Genomic DNA, 14686 nt, shown 5'->3' with positions numbered 1-14686 from the left:
CCCCACGCGAAAGAACCGATCATGGCCGAAATCTCCCGTGTCGCACTGTTTGGAAAACTCAACGCGCTGTGCTACCGCGCGATCGAAAGCAGCACGGTGTTCTGCAAGCTGCGCGGCAATCCGTATGTGGAGATGGTCCACTGGATGCACCAGATCCTGCAGCTGCAGGACTCGGATCTGCACCGCATCATCCGCCACTACGAACTGGACGCCGCCGTGCTCGCACGCGACGTGACGGCCGAGCTGGACCGCCTGCCGCGCGGCGCCACGTCGGTGACGGACCTGTCGTCGCAGCTGGAAGAGACGGTGGAACGCGCATGGGTGTTCGGCACGCTGATGTTCGGCGAATCGTCGGTGCGCAGCGGCCACCTCGTGTTCGGCATGCTCAAGACCTCCAACCTGCGCAACGCGCTGTACGCGATCAGCCGCCAGTTCGAGCGGATCAAGGCCGATGACCTGTCCGACCGCTTCGGCACCTTGCTGAAGGACTCGCCGGAAGCGAAGATGGCGGCCAGCGACGGCTTCCAGGCCGCCGCACCCGGCGAGGCATCCGGCGCGATCGCCCCGGCGCAGATGGGCAAGCAGGAAGCGCTGAAGAAATTCACGGTCGACCTGACGGAACAGGCCCGCGGCGGCAAGATGGACCCGATCGTGGGCCGCGACGACGAGATCCGGCAGATGGTCGACATCCTCATGCGCCGCCGCCAGAACAACCCGATCATGATCGGCGAGGCCGGCGTCGGCAAGACGGCCGTCGTGGAAGGTTTTGCCCAGCGCATCGCGCGCGGCGACGTGCCGCCGTCGCTGAAAGAGGTGCAGCTGCTGGCGCTGGACGTGGGCCTGCTGCAGGCCGGCGCCAGCATGAAGGGCGAGTTCGAACAGCGCCTGCGTTCCGTCATCGACGAGGTGCAGGCCAGTGAGAAGCCGATCATCCTGTTCATCGACGAGACCCATACGCTGGTCGGCGCCGGCGGCGCGGCCGGTACCGGCGATGCGGCCAACCTGCTCAAACCGGCGCTGGCGCGCGGCACGCTCCGCACGATCGGCGCGACCACGTTCGCCGAGTACAAGAAGCACATCGAGAAGGACCCGGCGCTGACTCGCCGCTTCCAGAGCATCCAGGTCGACGAGCCGAGCGAGGAGCGCGCGATCCGCATGATGCGCGGCGTGGCGTCGACGATGGAAAAGCACCACCAGGTGCAGATCCTCGACGAGGCGCTGGAAGCGGCCGTGCGCCTGTCGCACCGCTACATCCCCGCGCGCCAGCTGCCCGATAAATCCGTGAGCCTGATCGACACGGCATGCGCGCGCGTGGCCGTGAGCCTGCACGCGACGCCGGCCGAGGTGGACGACAGCCGCAAGCGCATCGACGCGCTGAACGTCGAGATGGACATCATCCGCCGCGAAGGCGCGATCGGCATCGAAGTGGGTGCACGCGCGCACGAGACGGAGGTCGCGCTGGCGGCCGAGAAGGAACGCCTGGCGGGCCTGGAACAGCGCTGGAACGACGAGCGTGCGCTCGTCGACGAACTGCTGGCGCTGCGCGCGCAGCTGCGCGACGGCGCGCAGCCGGTCGAGGGCACGGGATCGAAGCTCGAAACGGCTGCCGCGGAACCGGCGCAGAACGAGGCGGAACGCGCCGCATTGAAGGAACAGCTGCAAGCCGTGCAGGAGAAGCTGACGGCGCTGCAGGGCGAGACCCCGCTGATCCTGCCGACCGTCGACTACCAGGCCGTGGCGGCCGTCGTCGGCGACTGGACCGGCATTCCCGTCGGCCGCATGGCGAAGAACGAGATGGAGACGATTCTCAACATTGCTTCCACGCTGAGCCAGCGCGTGATCGGCCAGGACCATGCGATGGAGATGATCGCCAAGCGCATCCAGACGTCGCGCGCGGGCCTGGACAACCCGAACAAGCCGATCGGCGTGTTCATGCTGGCCGGTACGTCCGGCGTCGGCAAGACGGAAACGGCGCTGGCGCTGGCGGAAGCCCTGTACGGCGGCGAGCAGAACCTCATCACCATCAACATGAGCGAGTACCAGGAAGCGCACACGGTGTCGACCTTGAAAGGTGCGCCCCCGGGCTACGTCGGTTATGGCGAAGGCGGCGTGCTGACGGAGGCCGTGCGCCGCCGGCCGTACTCGGTGGTGCTGCTCGACGAAGTGGAAAAGGCGCACCCCGACGTGCACGAGATGTTCTTCCAGGTGTTCGACAAGGGCTTCATGGAAGACGGCGAGGGCCGCTTCATCGACTTCAAGAACACCCTGATCATCCTGACGACGAACGCGGGCACGGACCTGATCGCGGGCCTGTGCAAGGACCCGGACCTGATGCCGGACCCGGACGGCATGGCCAGTGCGCTGCGCGCGCCGCTGCTGAAGGTATTCCCGCCGGCGCTGCTGGGCCGCATCGTGACGATCCCGTACTACCCGCTGTCGGACGACATGCTGGGCAAGATCGTCAAGCTGCAGCTCGACCGCATCAAGAAGCGCGTGGAGGCGCGCTACAAGATCCCGTTCGGGTACGGGGACGACGTCGTCAAGCTCGTGGTGTCGCGCTGCACCGAGAGCGAGTCGGGCGGCCGCATGATCGACGCGATCCTCACCAACACGATGCTGCCGGCGATGTCGCGGGAATTCCTGACGCGCATGATGGAAGGCGCGAGCGTCGCCGGCGTCACCGTCGGCGTGGCGGATGGCGAGTTCTCCTATTCCTTCGCCTGACATGACCGGACCGGGTACGCGGATCTTTAATAACAAGGACAACACTCATGAATAAAAGCGCTGATGATCGACTGAAGGAAATCAAGGCCACCATCAAGAAGACGAGTTCGTCGTACAAGGGCGTCTTGCTGACACGCCTGGACACGGAGCTCGGCAAATTGTCGACGCAGGCCCGGACGGCGTTGAGCAACAGCCTGCATATGAAAAAGGAAGCGACGAAGGAGATCCGCGACCTGATCCGGGCCATCGGTCTGCTCGAAGCCTTGTTCATCCCGGCCGACAACCGTCGTTCGTTCACGCAGATCGTCAACGATTACAAAGGGGACCTGTCGTACCTGGTGCTGTCGAGCCTGAACAAGCTGATCAAGAGTCTCGATCCGGCCAATCCAAGCCCGCCGGACCTGGCCCGCCACCGTCCCCTGCTCATCGGCGTGAGCATCAGCGGCGGCAACCATCCTGGCCCCGGGAGCATCGCCTGTTTTGTGTTGTGTAACAAGACCGACCGGCCGATGATCCTCGGGAACGAGCACGTGATGCGCGCCGAATTCGGTTCCACCAACAAGGACAAGCCCATCATCCTGCAACCGTCGAAAGGGAATGGCGCCAGCGCTTCCGACAAGGTCGCGACCTATGACCGCGGCATCCTCGATCACCGCATCGATGCCGCCGTCGCTTATCTGGAGCCGGGGGTCCTCTTTGCGAACAGGACGCCCGAAGGCACGGCACTGCGCCTGAGCTCCAGCGTCGTGCGCGTCGGCGACGAGGTATGGAAACGCGGTACGGCGTCGCGCGTGACGACGGGGCGCATCGTCGACATCGCGGCGAACAAGACCGTGCCGCACGCGCGTTTTGGCGGCGACATCAACTTCGCGAGCCAGCTGGAAGTGAAGGTCACCGGGTTGCGCGAGGAATTCCAGATTCCAGGCGATTCCGGCTCGGCATTGTTCAACGCCGACAACGACATCATCGGCATCATGCACGGCGGCGGGAAGGATGGTGGCGGCATCGCGACGCCGATCGATGTCGTGTTTGACCTGCTCGACGTGCGTCTGCCCTGATTCATTCGTGCCCACCTGATCTGGAGACCTGGATATGAACCTGTTGACCGTGGTCGAGAAAGTCATCGACGACTGTGCCCAAGAGTGGGAATTTCACCAATTCGTCTCGGCAGTCCATGACGGGGAAGGCTGGGAGTGGATCTTTGCGCGGCGCGGCCTCAAAGGCGTCGTGACGCTCCCCGCCAACCCGTTGGAGGAGGTTCAATTGTCCGGCCCCGAGGCCGAGTGGCTCGTGCACAGGCTGGTCGTGACCAAGGGATGGAGCATGCGGGACTATGACTGCAATGGTCACGCCATTTCCACGTTTGGCAACATCAACACGGGCCGGTCCTATTTCGTCCGCCTGCTGGTCACGGCGCTGGGAAAAGGCATCGCGGCGGCGCGGTATGCCACGACCAATCCCATGCCCGGAAGATCGCTGGCTTCGCTGCATGAGACGGGCATCACCCTCACCAGCATCACGCACGGCGGCGGTTACCCGGCGTTCCGGCTGGCGGGGGACACGTCGAGAAACTGGAGCGGCCTGCAAACGGCAGAACAACGTTTCCTCGCCTACCTCGACGAGGAGAGCCATGTCCCGCCCAGCAAGCGGCTCTCGAAGCTGAATAAGATCCAGGCCGACCAGAAATTCTTTACCCTTGACGTCGACTCGGGCGGTTCGTGCCTGCTCGGGGCGATGGTGGCGGATATCGCCAACGCGTTCGGCCAGGTCCTGCGCGTGGTGAGCTTCACGGGCAACATGATGCGGCATAAACAGGTGTACTCGGCCCAGACGATGCGCAAGCAGGAAGGCGACCAGACCCACATGGAGATTTTCCAGTTTGAGCGGCTGGGCGTCCTACTGCGTCAGATCCTTGTGGCAGATACCGTCAGCTCGATCGACATCGCCATTCTCGGACTGAAAACGAACAAGGTGGTCTCGGAGAACGCGATGTGCGATGCATGCCAGGGTGCGCAGGTGACGAATCTCGACAACGTCCTGCAGGGCCGGACCGACAAGATCAAACTGGACGTCAGTTTCCTGTCCATCGCGTGAGAGAAAGCGTATGCCCAACCAGGTGTCCATGGGTGCGATGATGACCTGCACGTTCGGTGCCGCACCGTCGTCGCTCGTCGTCCTGCCCAAGAACAAGGTGCTCGCGGAGGGCCCGCCCGCCGCCAACATCATGGACCACATCCCGCTCGTGAACATCATGCCGTTCGGGGTGTGCAACTCGCCGGCCAATCCGACGGTGGCCGCGGCCACCGCCGCGGCGCTGGGCGTGCTCACGCCCATGCCGTGCGTGCCGGCGACGTCCGCGCCGTGGGTGCCCGGCGCGCCCACGGTCCTCATCGCCAACATGCCGGCGCTCGACAATGTCTCCAAGTGCATGTGCAACTGGGGCGGCGTGATCGGCTTCACGAATGCCGGCACCGTCAAGACCATGATTCCCTAACCCGTCCGTTTTTCGCATGCCCATCCTGCCCAACCAGACCCACCGCGAAGTCGCCGTCAAGACCGCCCTCGGCGCCGACGTCCTGCTGTTCAAGCGCATGCAATGCAGCGAGGCGCTGGGCCGTCTGTCGGAATTCCGCATCGAGCTCGCCTCCGAGCGGAGCGACATCAAGATCGCCGACATCCTGGGCAAGGGCATGACCGTGAGCCTCGACCTGCCGGAGGGCGGGCAGCGCCATTTCAACGGCATCGTGACGCGCTTTTCCTACCAGGGCTGGCGCGATGGCAAACCGTCCTATCTCGCGATCGTCCGCCCGACCCTGTGGCTGCTGACGCGTGCCACCAACTGCCGCATCTTCCAGCAAAAGGACGCGCTCGGCATCGTCAAGGCCGTGCTGGAGGCGTATGGCGTCGCGATCGAACTGGACCAGGGTATGCTGGCGGCTGCGCCGGCCGTGCGCGACTACTGCGTGCAGTACCGCGAGAGCGACTTCAATTTCGTCTGCCGCCTGCTGGAGGAAGAGGGTATCTACTTCTACTTCACGCACGCGGAAAGCAAGCACACGATGGTACTGGCGGATGGCTACGGCGCCCACGCGGCCGTGAGCGGCTACGACACCATCCTGTTCCGCGACGAGGAAGAGGGACGCGCTCCGCTGGAAGAGGCGGTGACGCGCCTGGTCCCCGGTGGCGAGATCCAGCCCAGCGCGATGGTGCTGAACGACTTCGACTTCGAGAATGCGTCGTCCAGCGTCAACGGCGCCCTTCTGGTCAAGTCCCAGCTGGCGGCGCCGTTTTCGCAGGCGAGCTACGAACACTACGATTACCCCGGCCGCTACCAGGAGGCGGGTACCGGCAACGGCTTCGCCCGCGCACGCATGGAGACACTGCATGGCCAGGGTGAACGGATCGAAGGGGCCGGCAGCGCGCGCGGCCTGACGACAGGTGCGCTGTTCACGCTGTCCGAACATCCGCGCGCCGATGAGAACCGCGCCTTCCTGATCACGTCGGCCGAGACCGAGATCGCCGGTAACGAATACCGCTCGGATGGCGTACGGGAAGGCATCGATTTCCGCTGCCGGTTCGAGGCGATCGGCAAGGAGCACAGCTACCGCCCGCCGGCGACGGCGCGCAAGCCCATCGTGCAGGGACCGCAGACGGCGATGGTGGTCGGCAAGGCGGGCGAGGAGATCTGGACCGACAAGTACGGCCGCATCAAGGTGCAGTTCCACTGGGACCGCGACGGCAAGTCGGACGAGACGAGTTCGTGCTGGGTGCGCGTGCAGCAGGGCTGGGCCGGCAAGGGCTGGGGCATGATGTTCGTGCCGCGCATCGGCATGGAAGTCGTCGTCAGCTTCCTCGAGGGCGACCCGGACCGGCCGCTCGTGACGGGCTGCGTCTACAACGGCGACAGCATGCCGCCGTACACGCTGCCGGCCGATCAGACCAAGTCGACCATCAAGTCGAACACGTCGAAAGGCGGCAACGGCTTCAACGAGATCCGCTTCGAGGACAAGAAGGACAGCGAGGAGATCTTCGTCCAGGCCGAGAAGGATTACAACCGCGTCGTGAAGAACAACGACACGCTGAAGGTCGGCTTCGAGAAGAAGGACAAGGGCGACCAGACGATCGGGATCGCCAACGACCAGAGCCTCGACGTGGGCAACGACCGCAAGGTGCACGTCAAGAACGACCAGACCGTCGCGATCGACAACAACCTGTCCACGACGGTCAAGAACGACGAGACCCGCAAGGTCGACAACAACCAGAGCGTCAAGGTCGGCAACAAGATCGTCATCGAGGCGAATACGTCGATCGAGCTGAAGGTCGGCGGCAGCAGCATCAAGATCGAGCCCGCCAAGATCACCATCAAGTCGGTGGAAATCGCCGTGCAGTCGGATGCGAACATGGAGATCAAGGCCGGCGCGATGATGCAGGTGAAGTCGGGTGCCGTGATGACCATCGAAGGCGCGCTCGTGAAGATCAATTGAGGCTGCCATGCGTTACCGATTTCTTTTCATCTGCCTGCTGCTCGCCGCCGCCGCCCCACGGGCCGCGGAGCCCGCGCCGCGCACCGTGCTGACCCTGGCCGACCAGCCGCTGCGCCTGATCCGCGGCGCGGCCGTGTACAAGGCCGGCAGCGGGGTCGCCGTGCAGAAGGACGACATCCTCGAGACGGAGACCGCCGGCGCGCAGGTGGAGGCGGGCGCGGATGCGATCGTCGCGCTGGGCCCGCAGAGCCGCGTGCTCGTCGCGAACCTGGCGCCCGACGGCAAGTCGCCCGTCGAGCTGGAACTGCTGCAGGGCTGGGCCAAGGTGTATGCGAAAGGCCGCCGCGCCGTGGTCGTCACGCCCGCGTTGCAGGTGACCGTGCCGTCCGGATCGACCATCGTGCATGCGGGCGAGGGCCTGGATGCCGTGTTCGCGGAAGAGGGCGAGCAGCAGGTGGCCAGGGCCGGCACGGTACTGAAACTCGCCACCGAACAATACGCGGGCATCGACGCCGACAAGCAGCAGCTGGTGACGAGCCGCCCGCCGCGCGCCTTCGTGAGCGCCATGCCGCCGGCCTTCCGCGACCGTCTGGCGCGCGTACCCGGCGTCAGGAATGCCGGCAAGGCGGCGCCCGTGAAGGAACGCGACGCCGCGTATGCCGATGTCGACGACTGGCTGGCGTCGACCTTGCCGGCGCGCCGGCGCTTCGTGGCGCGGTTCAAGCCGCGCCTGTCCGACCCGGACTTCCGCAGGCAGCTCGACCGCAAGCTCGGCCAGAGCCCCGACTGGAAGCCGGTGCTGTACCCGGCCCGTCGTCCGGACAATGGACTGTTCTGACGCCGTGCCACTAAGAATTCAATCAGGAGAACACAACATGAAACTTTCGATCGCCGCCAAATTCAACCTGGTGTTCGTGTCGATCTTCGCCGTCGGCTTCCTCGCCGCCGGCGTCGTCGCGGACCGCCTGCTCAAGGAGAGCGCGCGCGAGGAAACCCTGCAGAACGCACGCCTGCTGCTGGAAGCGGCCAAGAGCGTGCGCGGCTACACCGCGAGCCAGATCCAGCCGCTGCTGAAGAACCAGATGAAGTTCGAATTCCACCCGCAGTCGGTGCCGTCGTATTCGGCCGTCGAAAACCTCAACGTGATCTTGAAATCCTATCCGGACTTCTCGTACAAGGAAGCGACGCTGAACCCGACCAATTTGCGCGACAAGGCGTCGGACTGGGAAGTGGACGTGGTGCAGACGCTGCGCAACAAGCCGGACATGAAGGAATTCGTCGGCGAACGCGATACCGCGACGGGCCGCAGCCTGTACATCGCGCGCCCGCTGCAGATCAAGGACCCGGTCTGCCTGGGCTGCCACACGACGGCCGCCGACGCGCCGAAGACCATGGTCGACATCTACGGCCCGAACAACGGCTTCGGCTGGAAGCTGAACGAAGTGGTGGGCGCGCAGGTGATCTCGGTGCCGATGGCCGTGCCGCTGGCGCGCGCCGACTCGATTTTTAAAACGTTCATGGCGTCGCTGTTCGGCGTGTTCGTCGCCGTCTTCATCGCGCTCAACGTGATGGTGCATTTGTTCGTCACGCGCCGCATCAAGGTTCTGGCGACGGTCGCGGATGACGTCAGCATGGGCAAGTTCGAGGCGGACGAATTCGACGTCAAGGGCAACGACGAGATCAGCGGCCTGGGTCGCTCGTTCAACCGCATGCGTACGAGCCTCAATAGCGCGCTGAAGATGCTGGAAGAGTAAGCAGGACAAAGTAAATGGCAACGATCGACAGGATAGGCAAGTACCGCATCGACGGCGTGCTGGGCAGCGGCGCCATGGGTGTGGTCTACAAGGCGTACGACGCCGACATCGCGCGCACGGTCGCGCTCAAGACGATCCGGCACGAATTGCTGGACGGCCTGCAGGAAGCCGACATCGTCGCCCGCTTCCGCAACGAGGCGCAGGCGTCGGGACGCCTCGTGCACCCGAACATCGTCGCCGTGTACGACTTCGGCGCGTACGGCGAGACGACGTACATCGCGATGGAATACGTGGACGGCACGCCGCTGAACGCCTTCCTCGTGAAGGACGTGCCGATGGACCTTGCGGCCAGCATCACCTGCATCACGCAGCTGCTGCGCGCGCTCGACTACGCGCATGCGCGCGGCGTCGTTCACCGCGACATCAAGCCCGCCAACATCCTCATCACGGGCGACGCGCAGGTCAAGATCACGGACTTCGGCATCGCCAAGATCGAGTCGTCGACCCTGACGCAAGTGGGCGCCGTGATCGGCACGCCCAGCTACATGTCGCCCGAACAGTTCAAGGGCGAGACCGTCGACGGCCGCTCCGACCTGTTCGCCGTCGGCATCGTGCTGTACCAGATGCTGACGGGCGTGCGGCCGTTCAGCGGGCCGGCGTCGACCGTCATGCACCAGATCATCCACGAGATGCCGCCGCGCCCGAGCGAGCGCCAGCCGTCGCTGAATCCCGCGTTCGACGCGGTGCTCGCGAAGGCGATGGCCAAGCGCATCGAAGACCGCTACCCGAATGCGCAAGCGTTCCTGGACGCGCTGAACGCCGCCTACATGCAGCAGACGGGCGGCGTGCCGCTCACCGACGAGGACAACGAGCGCACCGTGCTCGCGTTCCAGCGTCCGGCCGTGCCCGAGCCGGCGCGGCCCGCGCATCCCACCGGTGCGTCGCAGAGCATGCCGGCGACGGGCAGTGCGTCCAGCCTGACCAGTGCCCCGGAATGGCTGCACGGCCTGGCCCCGGACCTGCAGACGGCGCTGTCGACGCAGATCGGCCCCGTCGCGAAACTGGTGCTCAAGAATGCGGCGCGCGATGCGGTCGACCTGGACGATTTGTGCAACCGGCTGCTGCCGCACATCGGTTCCGATGCGGGCCGCACGCAGTTCCAGGACAGCGTCCGCGAGATCAAGAAGAAGCACGGCCTGTCTACGCTGGCCACGATGAGCGGCCGCAGCCAGGCCGGTGCGCCCAAGACGCAACTGACGCAGATGACGGGCATGCCGACCCTGCTGCAACTGAGCCCCGAGCAGATGGAGGCGGCGCAGATGAAGCTGGCCGTGTACGTGGGCCCGATCGCGAAGGTGCTGGCCAAGCGCGCAGCCAAGATGACGGGCAATGCCGACGAGTTCTATCGCCTGCTGGCCGAAAACCTGCCGGATCCGCAGGAACGGGCGCGCTTTTTGAAGGACGTGGGGCGGAGTTGAGTCACCATGCAACTGTATAATCGATCGATTCCTCCAGGACCCCAATGCCCATCACACTGAGCGTCTACATGTACCGCAATGCGGCGCCGGCCCAGGCGCTGACGCGGCGCTTCGACCAGCTGGGCGGCGCCATCGGCCGCGCGCCCGGCAACGACCTGGTGCTCGACGATCCCGGCAAGTACATCTCGCGCCTGCATGCGCGCGTCGAATACCGCGACGAGGGCTTCTGGCTCGTCGACGTCGGCAGCAATCCGAGCCTCGTGAACGACCGCCCCGTCGGCGCCGGCCGCTCCGTGCAGCTGGAAGACGGCGACCGCGTCACCATCGGCGACTATCAACTGCTCGCGAGCGTGGAGAGCGAGGCGACGGCGTTCATGCCTGCGGCACCACCGCCGTCGCCCCTTCAGGTCGCGCCGCCACCGCCGCCTGTCACGCCCGACCTGCCCATGAATCCGGACGATTCGCTGGCCAATGCCGGCATCCTGGACGTGGGCGGCGATCCGCTGAACCCGAGTTTCGATCCGCTCGGCCTGAACCTGTTCGGCAGCCCCGCACCGGCGCCCGCACAGAGCGTACCGGCCTGGCGCGGCGCCGAGAGCGATCACGTGCCGCCGGAGCAGTTGCCGTTTGCGCCGCCACCGGTCGTGGCGGCACCGCAGCCGCAGCCGCAGGCGCAGGCCGCGGCGGCGATGGCGATTCCGGACGATTACGATCCGCTGGCGGACTTCCTGCCGCCGCGCGTGCAGGCCGCAGCGGCGCCGGCGCCGGCGCCGCTGCCGGTTGAAGAAGCCGAAGCAACCGCGTTCGTGCCGGCCGAGCCGCCCGTGCCCGCGGCACCGCCGCCACCGCCACCGCCATCACCGCCACCACCGCCACCACCGCCACCACCGCCTGTGCAAGCCGCACCGCGCGCCCCGGGCACCGCGGCCGCTGACGACCCCGTGATCCAGGCCTTGATGCGCGGCCTGGGCCTCTCCGAACTGAACACGAAGCGCAGCGCCGAGGAGATCGCGGAGCTGGCCGGCGCCATGCTGCGCGAAGCGACGGCAGGCACGATGGGCGTGCTGATGGGCCGCGCCATGACCAAGCGCGAGAGCCGCCTGGACATGACGATGATCTCGGCCGCCGCCAACAATCCCCTGAAATTCTTCCCGGACGCCGACAGCGCGCTGACGCAGATGATCAACGGGACGATGCCGGGCTATATGCAGCCGGCGCGCGCGTTCGCCAACGCGTTCGACGACCTGAAGGCGCACGAGCTGGCGATCATGGCCGGCATGCGCGCGGCGCTGGAAGGCGTGCTCGCGCGCTTCGACCCGGCCGCCATCGAGGCGCGGCTGCAGGTGCCGACCGTGATGGACAAGATGCTCGCGGCGAACCGCAAGGCCAAGATGTGGGACCGCATGGTCGAGCTGTACACACAGATGGCCAGCGAGGCGGACAGCGATTTCCACCGCCTGTTCGGCGAAGCCTTCGGCAAGGCCTACGAGGAACAGGTCGCGCGGCTGCGCCAGGCGCGCCGCTGACTTCCCATCAACCGATACTCCAACCACTGCCAACGAATGTCCTGGAATAGTAAAGTCATCTGGTCGGAGGGCATGCTGCTGCAGCCCCAGCACCTGCAACAGCACGACCGCTACCTGCACGGCGTGATCGAACAACGCGTCGCGGGCGTGCGCGCCTACGCGTGGGGATTCACGAAACTGGTCATCGACGAGCAGCTGCTCGCCCAGGGCAAGCTCGCGCTGCTGGCGGCGAGCGCCGTGCTCCCGGACGGCACCACGCTGAACCTGCCGCAGGACGACGCGCTGCCCGAGCCGCTCGACATCCCCGAGGACGCGCGCGACGCGCTGATCGTGCTGGCGCTGCCGCTGCGCCGCATGGGCATCGCGGAGACCGGCGACGATCCGGGCCCCGACAACTTCGCGCGCCACCGCCCCGTCGACTACGAGGCGATGGACAGCAATGGCCTCGACAACAGCGCGCTGATGCAGGTGGGCAGCCTGCGCCTGCGCGTCGCGCTGGAGAAGGACGTCGTCAACGCATACACGACCCTCGGCATCGCGCGCGTGATCGAGCGCCGGCCGGACAATCGCGTCGTGCTCGATCCGGCGTACTGCCCGTCGTGCCTGGACTTCCGCGCCGCGCCGCGCCTGTCGGCCTTTGCCGATGAACTGGTCGGCCTGCTGGGCCAGCGTGCGCAGGCGCTGGCCGGACGCCTGAGCCAGCCCGGCGTCGCCGGCGCCGCCGAGATCGCGGACTTCCTGATGCTGCAGCTCTTGAACCGCAGCCTGCCGCTGTTCGGCCACCTGGCAGGCATGACGGGCCTGCATCCGGAGCGGCTGTATGCGGAACTGGCGCAACTGGCCGGCGAACTGTCGACGTTCAGCCGCCCCGACAAGCGCGCCGCCGCGTATCCCGTGTACCGCCACGACCGGCTGAACGAAAGCTTTGCGCCGCTGATCGAGGACGTGCGTGCGGCGTTGTCGCTCGTCGTCGACCCGCGCGCCGTCGCGCTCACGCTGGAGGAGCGCCAGTTCGGCATCCGCGTGGCCGTCGTGCCGGACAAGGAATTGCTGCGCACCGCGACGTTCGTGCTCGCCGTGAACGCGCACATGCCGCCGGAAGCCGTGCGCAGCGGCTTCCCGGCCATGGTCAAGATCGGGTCGATCGAAAAGATCCGCGACCTGGTCAACCTGCAGCTGCCGGGCATCGCCCTGCGCGCGCTGCCCGTGGCGCCGCGCCAGCTGCCGTTCCACGCCGGCTATACCTATTTTGAACTCGACAAGGCGGGCGAGCACTGGACCCAGCTGCAGAACTCCGTCGGCTTCGCGATGCACATCCCGAACGAGTACCCGGGCCTGCAGATGGAGTTCTGGGCCATCCGCAAGTAAGCCAAGTAAGCCAAGTAAGCAAATGAGCAGGAGGACCGCTTGAGCGATCCCGTGAACCCCATGCAGGACCCCGACCGCACCGTGCTGGTCCCCGCACCCGGCGGGCGCCGCACGGCGCCAAGCCAGCCGCCGGCTTCCGAGCCGCCGCGTCCCCAACCTGCCGGCGCACCGGCGCAGCTGCACGGCGTGGGCCTGAATCCGCTCGTGCGCGCCGCGAACCCGCTGCTCGACCTCGTGCCGCCGCTGCGCCGCATGGCGTCGCATCCGGACGTGGAAGCGCTGCGCATGCAGCTGATTCAAGCGATCAAGACGTTCGAGACCAGCGCCAAGGCCGCTCACGTGAACCACGACCAGATCGCGGCCGCGCGCTATGCGCTGTGCACCCTGCTGGACGAGACCATCTCGTCGACGCCATGGGGCGGTGGCGGTGTGTGGGCCAGCCGCAGCCTGCTGGTCGCCTTCCATAACGAGGCGTTCGGCGGCGAGAAGTTCTTCCTGATCCTGCAAAAGCTGTCGCAGTCGCCGAAGGACAACGTCGACGCGCTGGAGCTGATGTACCTGTGTCTCGCGCTCGGGCTGGAAGGGCGCTACCGCGTCATCGACAACGGCCGCAGCCAGCTGGACGCGCTGCGCGAACGCCTGCAACAGCTGATCGCGCAGCAGAAGACGTCCGTCGAAACCGAGCTGTCGCCGCACTGGAAGGGCGCCACCGGCAAGGGCGAGCCGCTGTGGCGCATGGTCCCCGTGTGGATCATGGCGGCCGGCGCCGCCGTCATCCTGATCCTGCTGCAGCTCTTCCTCGGCCACCGGCTGGGCAACGCGTCCGACCCCGTGTTCGCGAACCTGCTGTCGCTGAAAACGGCGCCGCCGCCGGTCGCGACGCCGGCCGCACCCGCACCGACCGTGCCGCGTCTCGCTGGGTTCCTCGCACCCGAGATCGCGCAAGGCCTCGTCACCGTCGTCGACAGCGCCGACCGCTCGGTCGTCACCCTGCGCGGCGACGGCGTGTTCGCGTCGGGCAGCGGCGACGTCTCCGGGGCGTACCTCGGCCTGCTGGGCCGCATCGGCGCCGCGCTCAAAACGGTGCCCGGCAAGGTGATCGTCGTTGGCCATACGGACAACACGCAGCCCGGCCTGTCGGCGCGCTTCCCGTCCAACTACGAACTCTCGAAGGCCCGCGCCACCGCCGTGCGCGACCTGCTGGCAGAACGCGCCGGCCCGGAAGCGCGCTACAGCGTGGAAGGCCGCGGCGACTCCGAACCGCTCGGGACGAACGACACGCCGGCCGGCCGCTCGCGCAACCGCCGCGTGGAGATCGTCCTGCTGACGCCTGCCACCGCCCCTTGAGACCA

Annotated in this window: 11 protein-coding genes; all 11 read left to right on the top strand. The window is 66.5% G+C overall.

The features are described from left to right. The first annotated feature begins 21 nt into the window (after positions 1-21). The 11 genes from tssH to QPK29_RS06575 are packed head-to-tail and all read left to right on the top strand — an operon-like array spanning position 22 to position 14681. Positions 22-2724 carry a type VI secretion system ATPase TssH gene (tssH, locus tag QPK29_RS06625; protein ID WP_371770561.1) on the top strand — a complete coding sequence of 901 codons (2703 nt, stop codon included), beginning with the start codon at positions 22-24 and terminating at the stop codon, positions 2722-2724. 47 nt (positions 2725-2771) lie between these two features. Beyond that, positions 2772-3782 carry a chymotrypsin family serine protease gene (locus QPK29_RS06620; RefSeq protein WP_056126752.1) on the top strand — a complete coding sequence of 337 codons (1011 nt, stop codon included), beginning with the start codon at positions 2772-2774 and terminating at the stop codon, positions 3780-3782. Positions 3783-3816: 34 nt separating this feature from the next. Continuing rightward, positions 3817-4818, top strand: coding sequence for a hypothetical protein (locus QPK29_RS06615; RefSeq protein ID WP_056126753.1), 1002 nt, complete (start codon positions 3817-3819; stop codon positions 4816-4818). 10 nt (positions 4819-4828) lie between these two features. Then, on the top strand, positions 4829-5218 hold the full coding sequence (locus QPK29_RS06610) for a DUF4280 domain-containing protein (protein WP_056126754.1): 390 nt from the start codon (positions 4829-4831) through the stop codon (positions 5216-5218). Positions 5219-5234: 16 nt separating this feature from the next. Further along, entirely contained in the window at positions 5235-7208 is a 1974-nt protein-coding gene (locus QPK29_RS06605) for a type VI secretion system Vgr family protein (RefSeq protein WP_371770560.1), read from the top strand. A 7-nt stretch (positions 7209-7215) separates the two neighbouring features. Then, positions 7216-8046 carry a hypothetical protein gene (locus QPK29_RS06600; RefSeq protein WP_371770559.1) on the top strand — a complete coding sequence of 277 codons (831 nt, stop codon included), beginning with the start codon at positions 7216-7218 and terminating at the stop codon, positions 8044-8046. Between the two features lie 37 nt (positions 8047-8083). Continuing rightward, positions 8084-8962, top strand: a complete 879-nt coding sequence (locus QPK29_RS06595; protein WP_371770558.1) for a c-type heme family protein — start codon at positions 8084-8086, stop codon at positions 8960-8962. A gap of 14 nt (positions 8963-8976) precedes the next feature. Continuing rightward, complete coding sequence (locus QPK29_RS06590) at positions 8977-10440, top strand: serine/threonine-protein kinase (RefSeq protein WP_371770557.1); 1464 nt, start codon at positions 8977-8979, stop codon at positions 10438-10440. 44 nt (positions 10441-10484) lie between these two features. Continuing rightward, complete coding sequence (gene tagH, locus QPK29_RS06585) at positions 10485-11966, top strand: type VI secretion system-associated FHA domain protein TagH (RefSeq protein ID WP_371770556.1); 1482 nt, start codon at positions 10485-10487, stop codon at positions 11964-11966. 36 nt (positions 11967-12002) lie between these two features. Next, the gene (gene tssK / locus QPK29_RS06580; RefSeq protein WP_371770555.1) at positions 12003-13334 is read left to right on the top strand and encodes a type VI secretion system baseplate subunit TssK; all 1332 of its coding nucleotides are present in this window, start codon (positions 12003-12005) and stop codon (positions 13332-13334) included. Positions 13335-13373: 39 nt separating this feature from the next. Further along, entirely contained in the window at positions 13374-14681 is a 1308-nt protein-coding gene (locus QPK29_RS06575) for a DotU family type VI secretion system protein (RefSeq protein WP_082577566.1), read from the top strand. Positions 14682-14686 lie beyond the last annotated feature (5 nt).

It is taken from the genome of Massilia orientalis (assembly GCF_030411975.2).
Lineage (GTDB): Bacteria > Pseudomonadota > Gammaproteobacteria > Burkholderiales > Burkholderiaceae_D > Telluria > Telluria orientalis.
The sequence above is the reverse complement of the archived record's forward strand: the minus strand, read 5'-3'. Positions and strand labels throughout refer to the sequence as shown.

What these genes read in the sequence shown, in the direction of transcription:
- tssH (WP_371770561.1), top strand. Translation starts at nt 22, where the DNA reads ATGGCCGAAATCTCCCGTGTCGCACTGTTTGGAAAACTCAACGCGCTG.
- QPK29_RS06620 (WP_056126752.1), top strand. Translation starts at nt 2,772, where the DNA reads ATGAATAAAAGCGCTGATGATCGACTGAAGGAAATCAAGGCCACCATC.
- QPK29_RS06615 (WP_056126753.1), top strand. Translation starts at nt 3,817, where the DNA reads ATGAACCTGTTGACCGTGGTCGAGAAAGTCATCGACGACTGTGCCCAA.
- QPK29_RS06610 (WP_056126754.1), top strand. Translation starts at nt 4,829, where the DNA reads ATGCCCAACCAGGTGTCCATGGGTGCGATGATGACCTGCACGTTCGGT.
- QPK29_RS06605 (WP_371770560.1), top strand. Translation starts at nt 5,235, where the DNA reads ATGCCCATCCTGCCCAACCAGACCCACCGCGAAGTCGCCGTCAAGACC.
- QPK29_RS06600 (WP_371770559.1), top strand. Translation starts at nt 7,216, where the DNA reads ATGCGTTACCGATTTCTTTTCATCTGCCTGCTGCTCGCCGCCGCCGCC.
- QPK29_RS06595 (WP_371770558.1), top strand. Translation starts at nt 8,084, where the DNA reads ATGAAACTTTCGATCGCCGCCAAATTCAACCTGGTGTTCGTGTCGATC.
- QPK29_RS06590 (WP_371770557.1), top strand. Translation starts at nt 8,977, where the DNA reads ATGGCAACGATCGACAGGATAGGCAAGTACCGCATCGACGGCGTGCTG.
- tagH (WP_371770556.1), top strand. Translation starts at nt 10,485, where the DNA reads ATGCCCATCACACTGAGCGTCTACATGTACCGCAATGCGGCGCCGGCC.
- tssK (WP_371770555.1), top strand. Translation starts at nt 12,003, where the DNA reads ATGTCCTGGAATAGTAAAGTCATCTGGTCGGAGGGCATGCTGCTGCAG.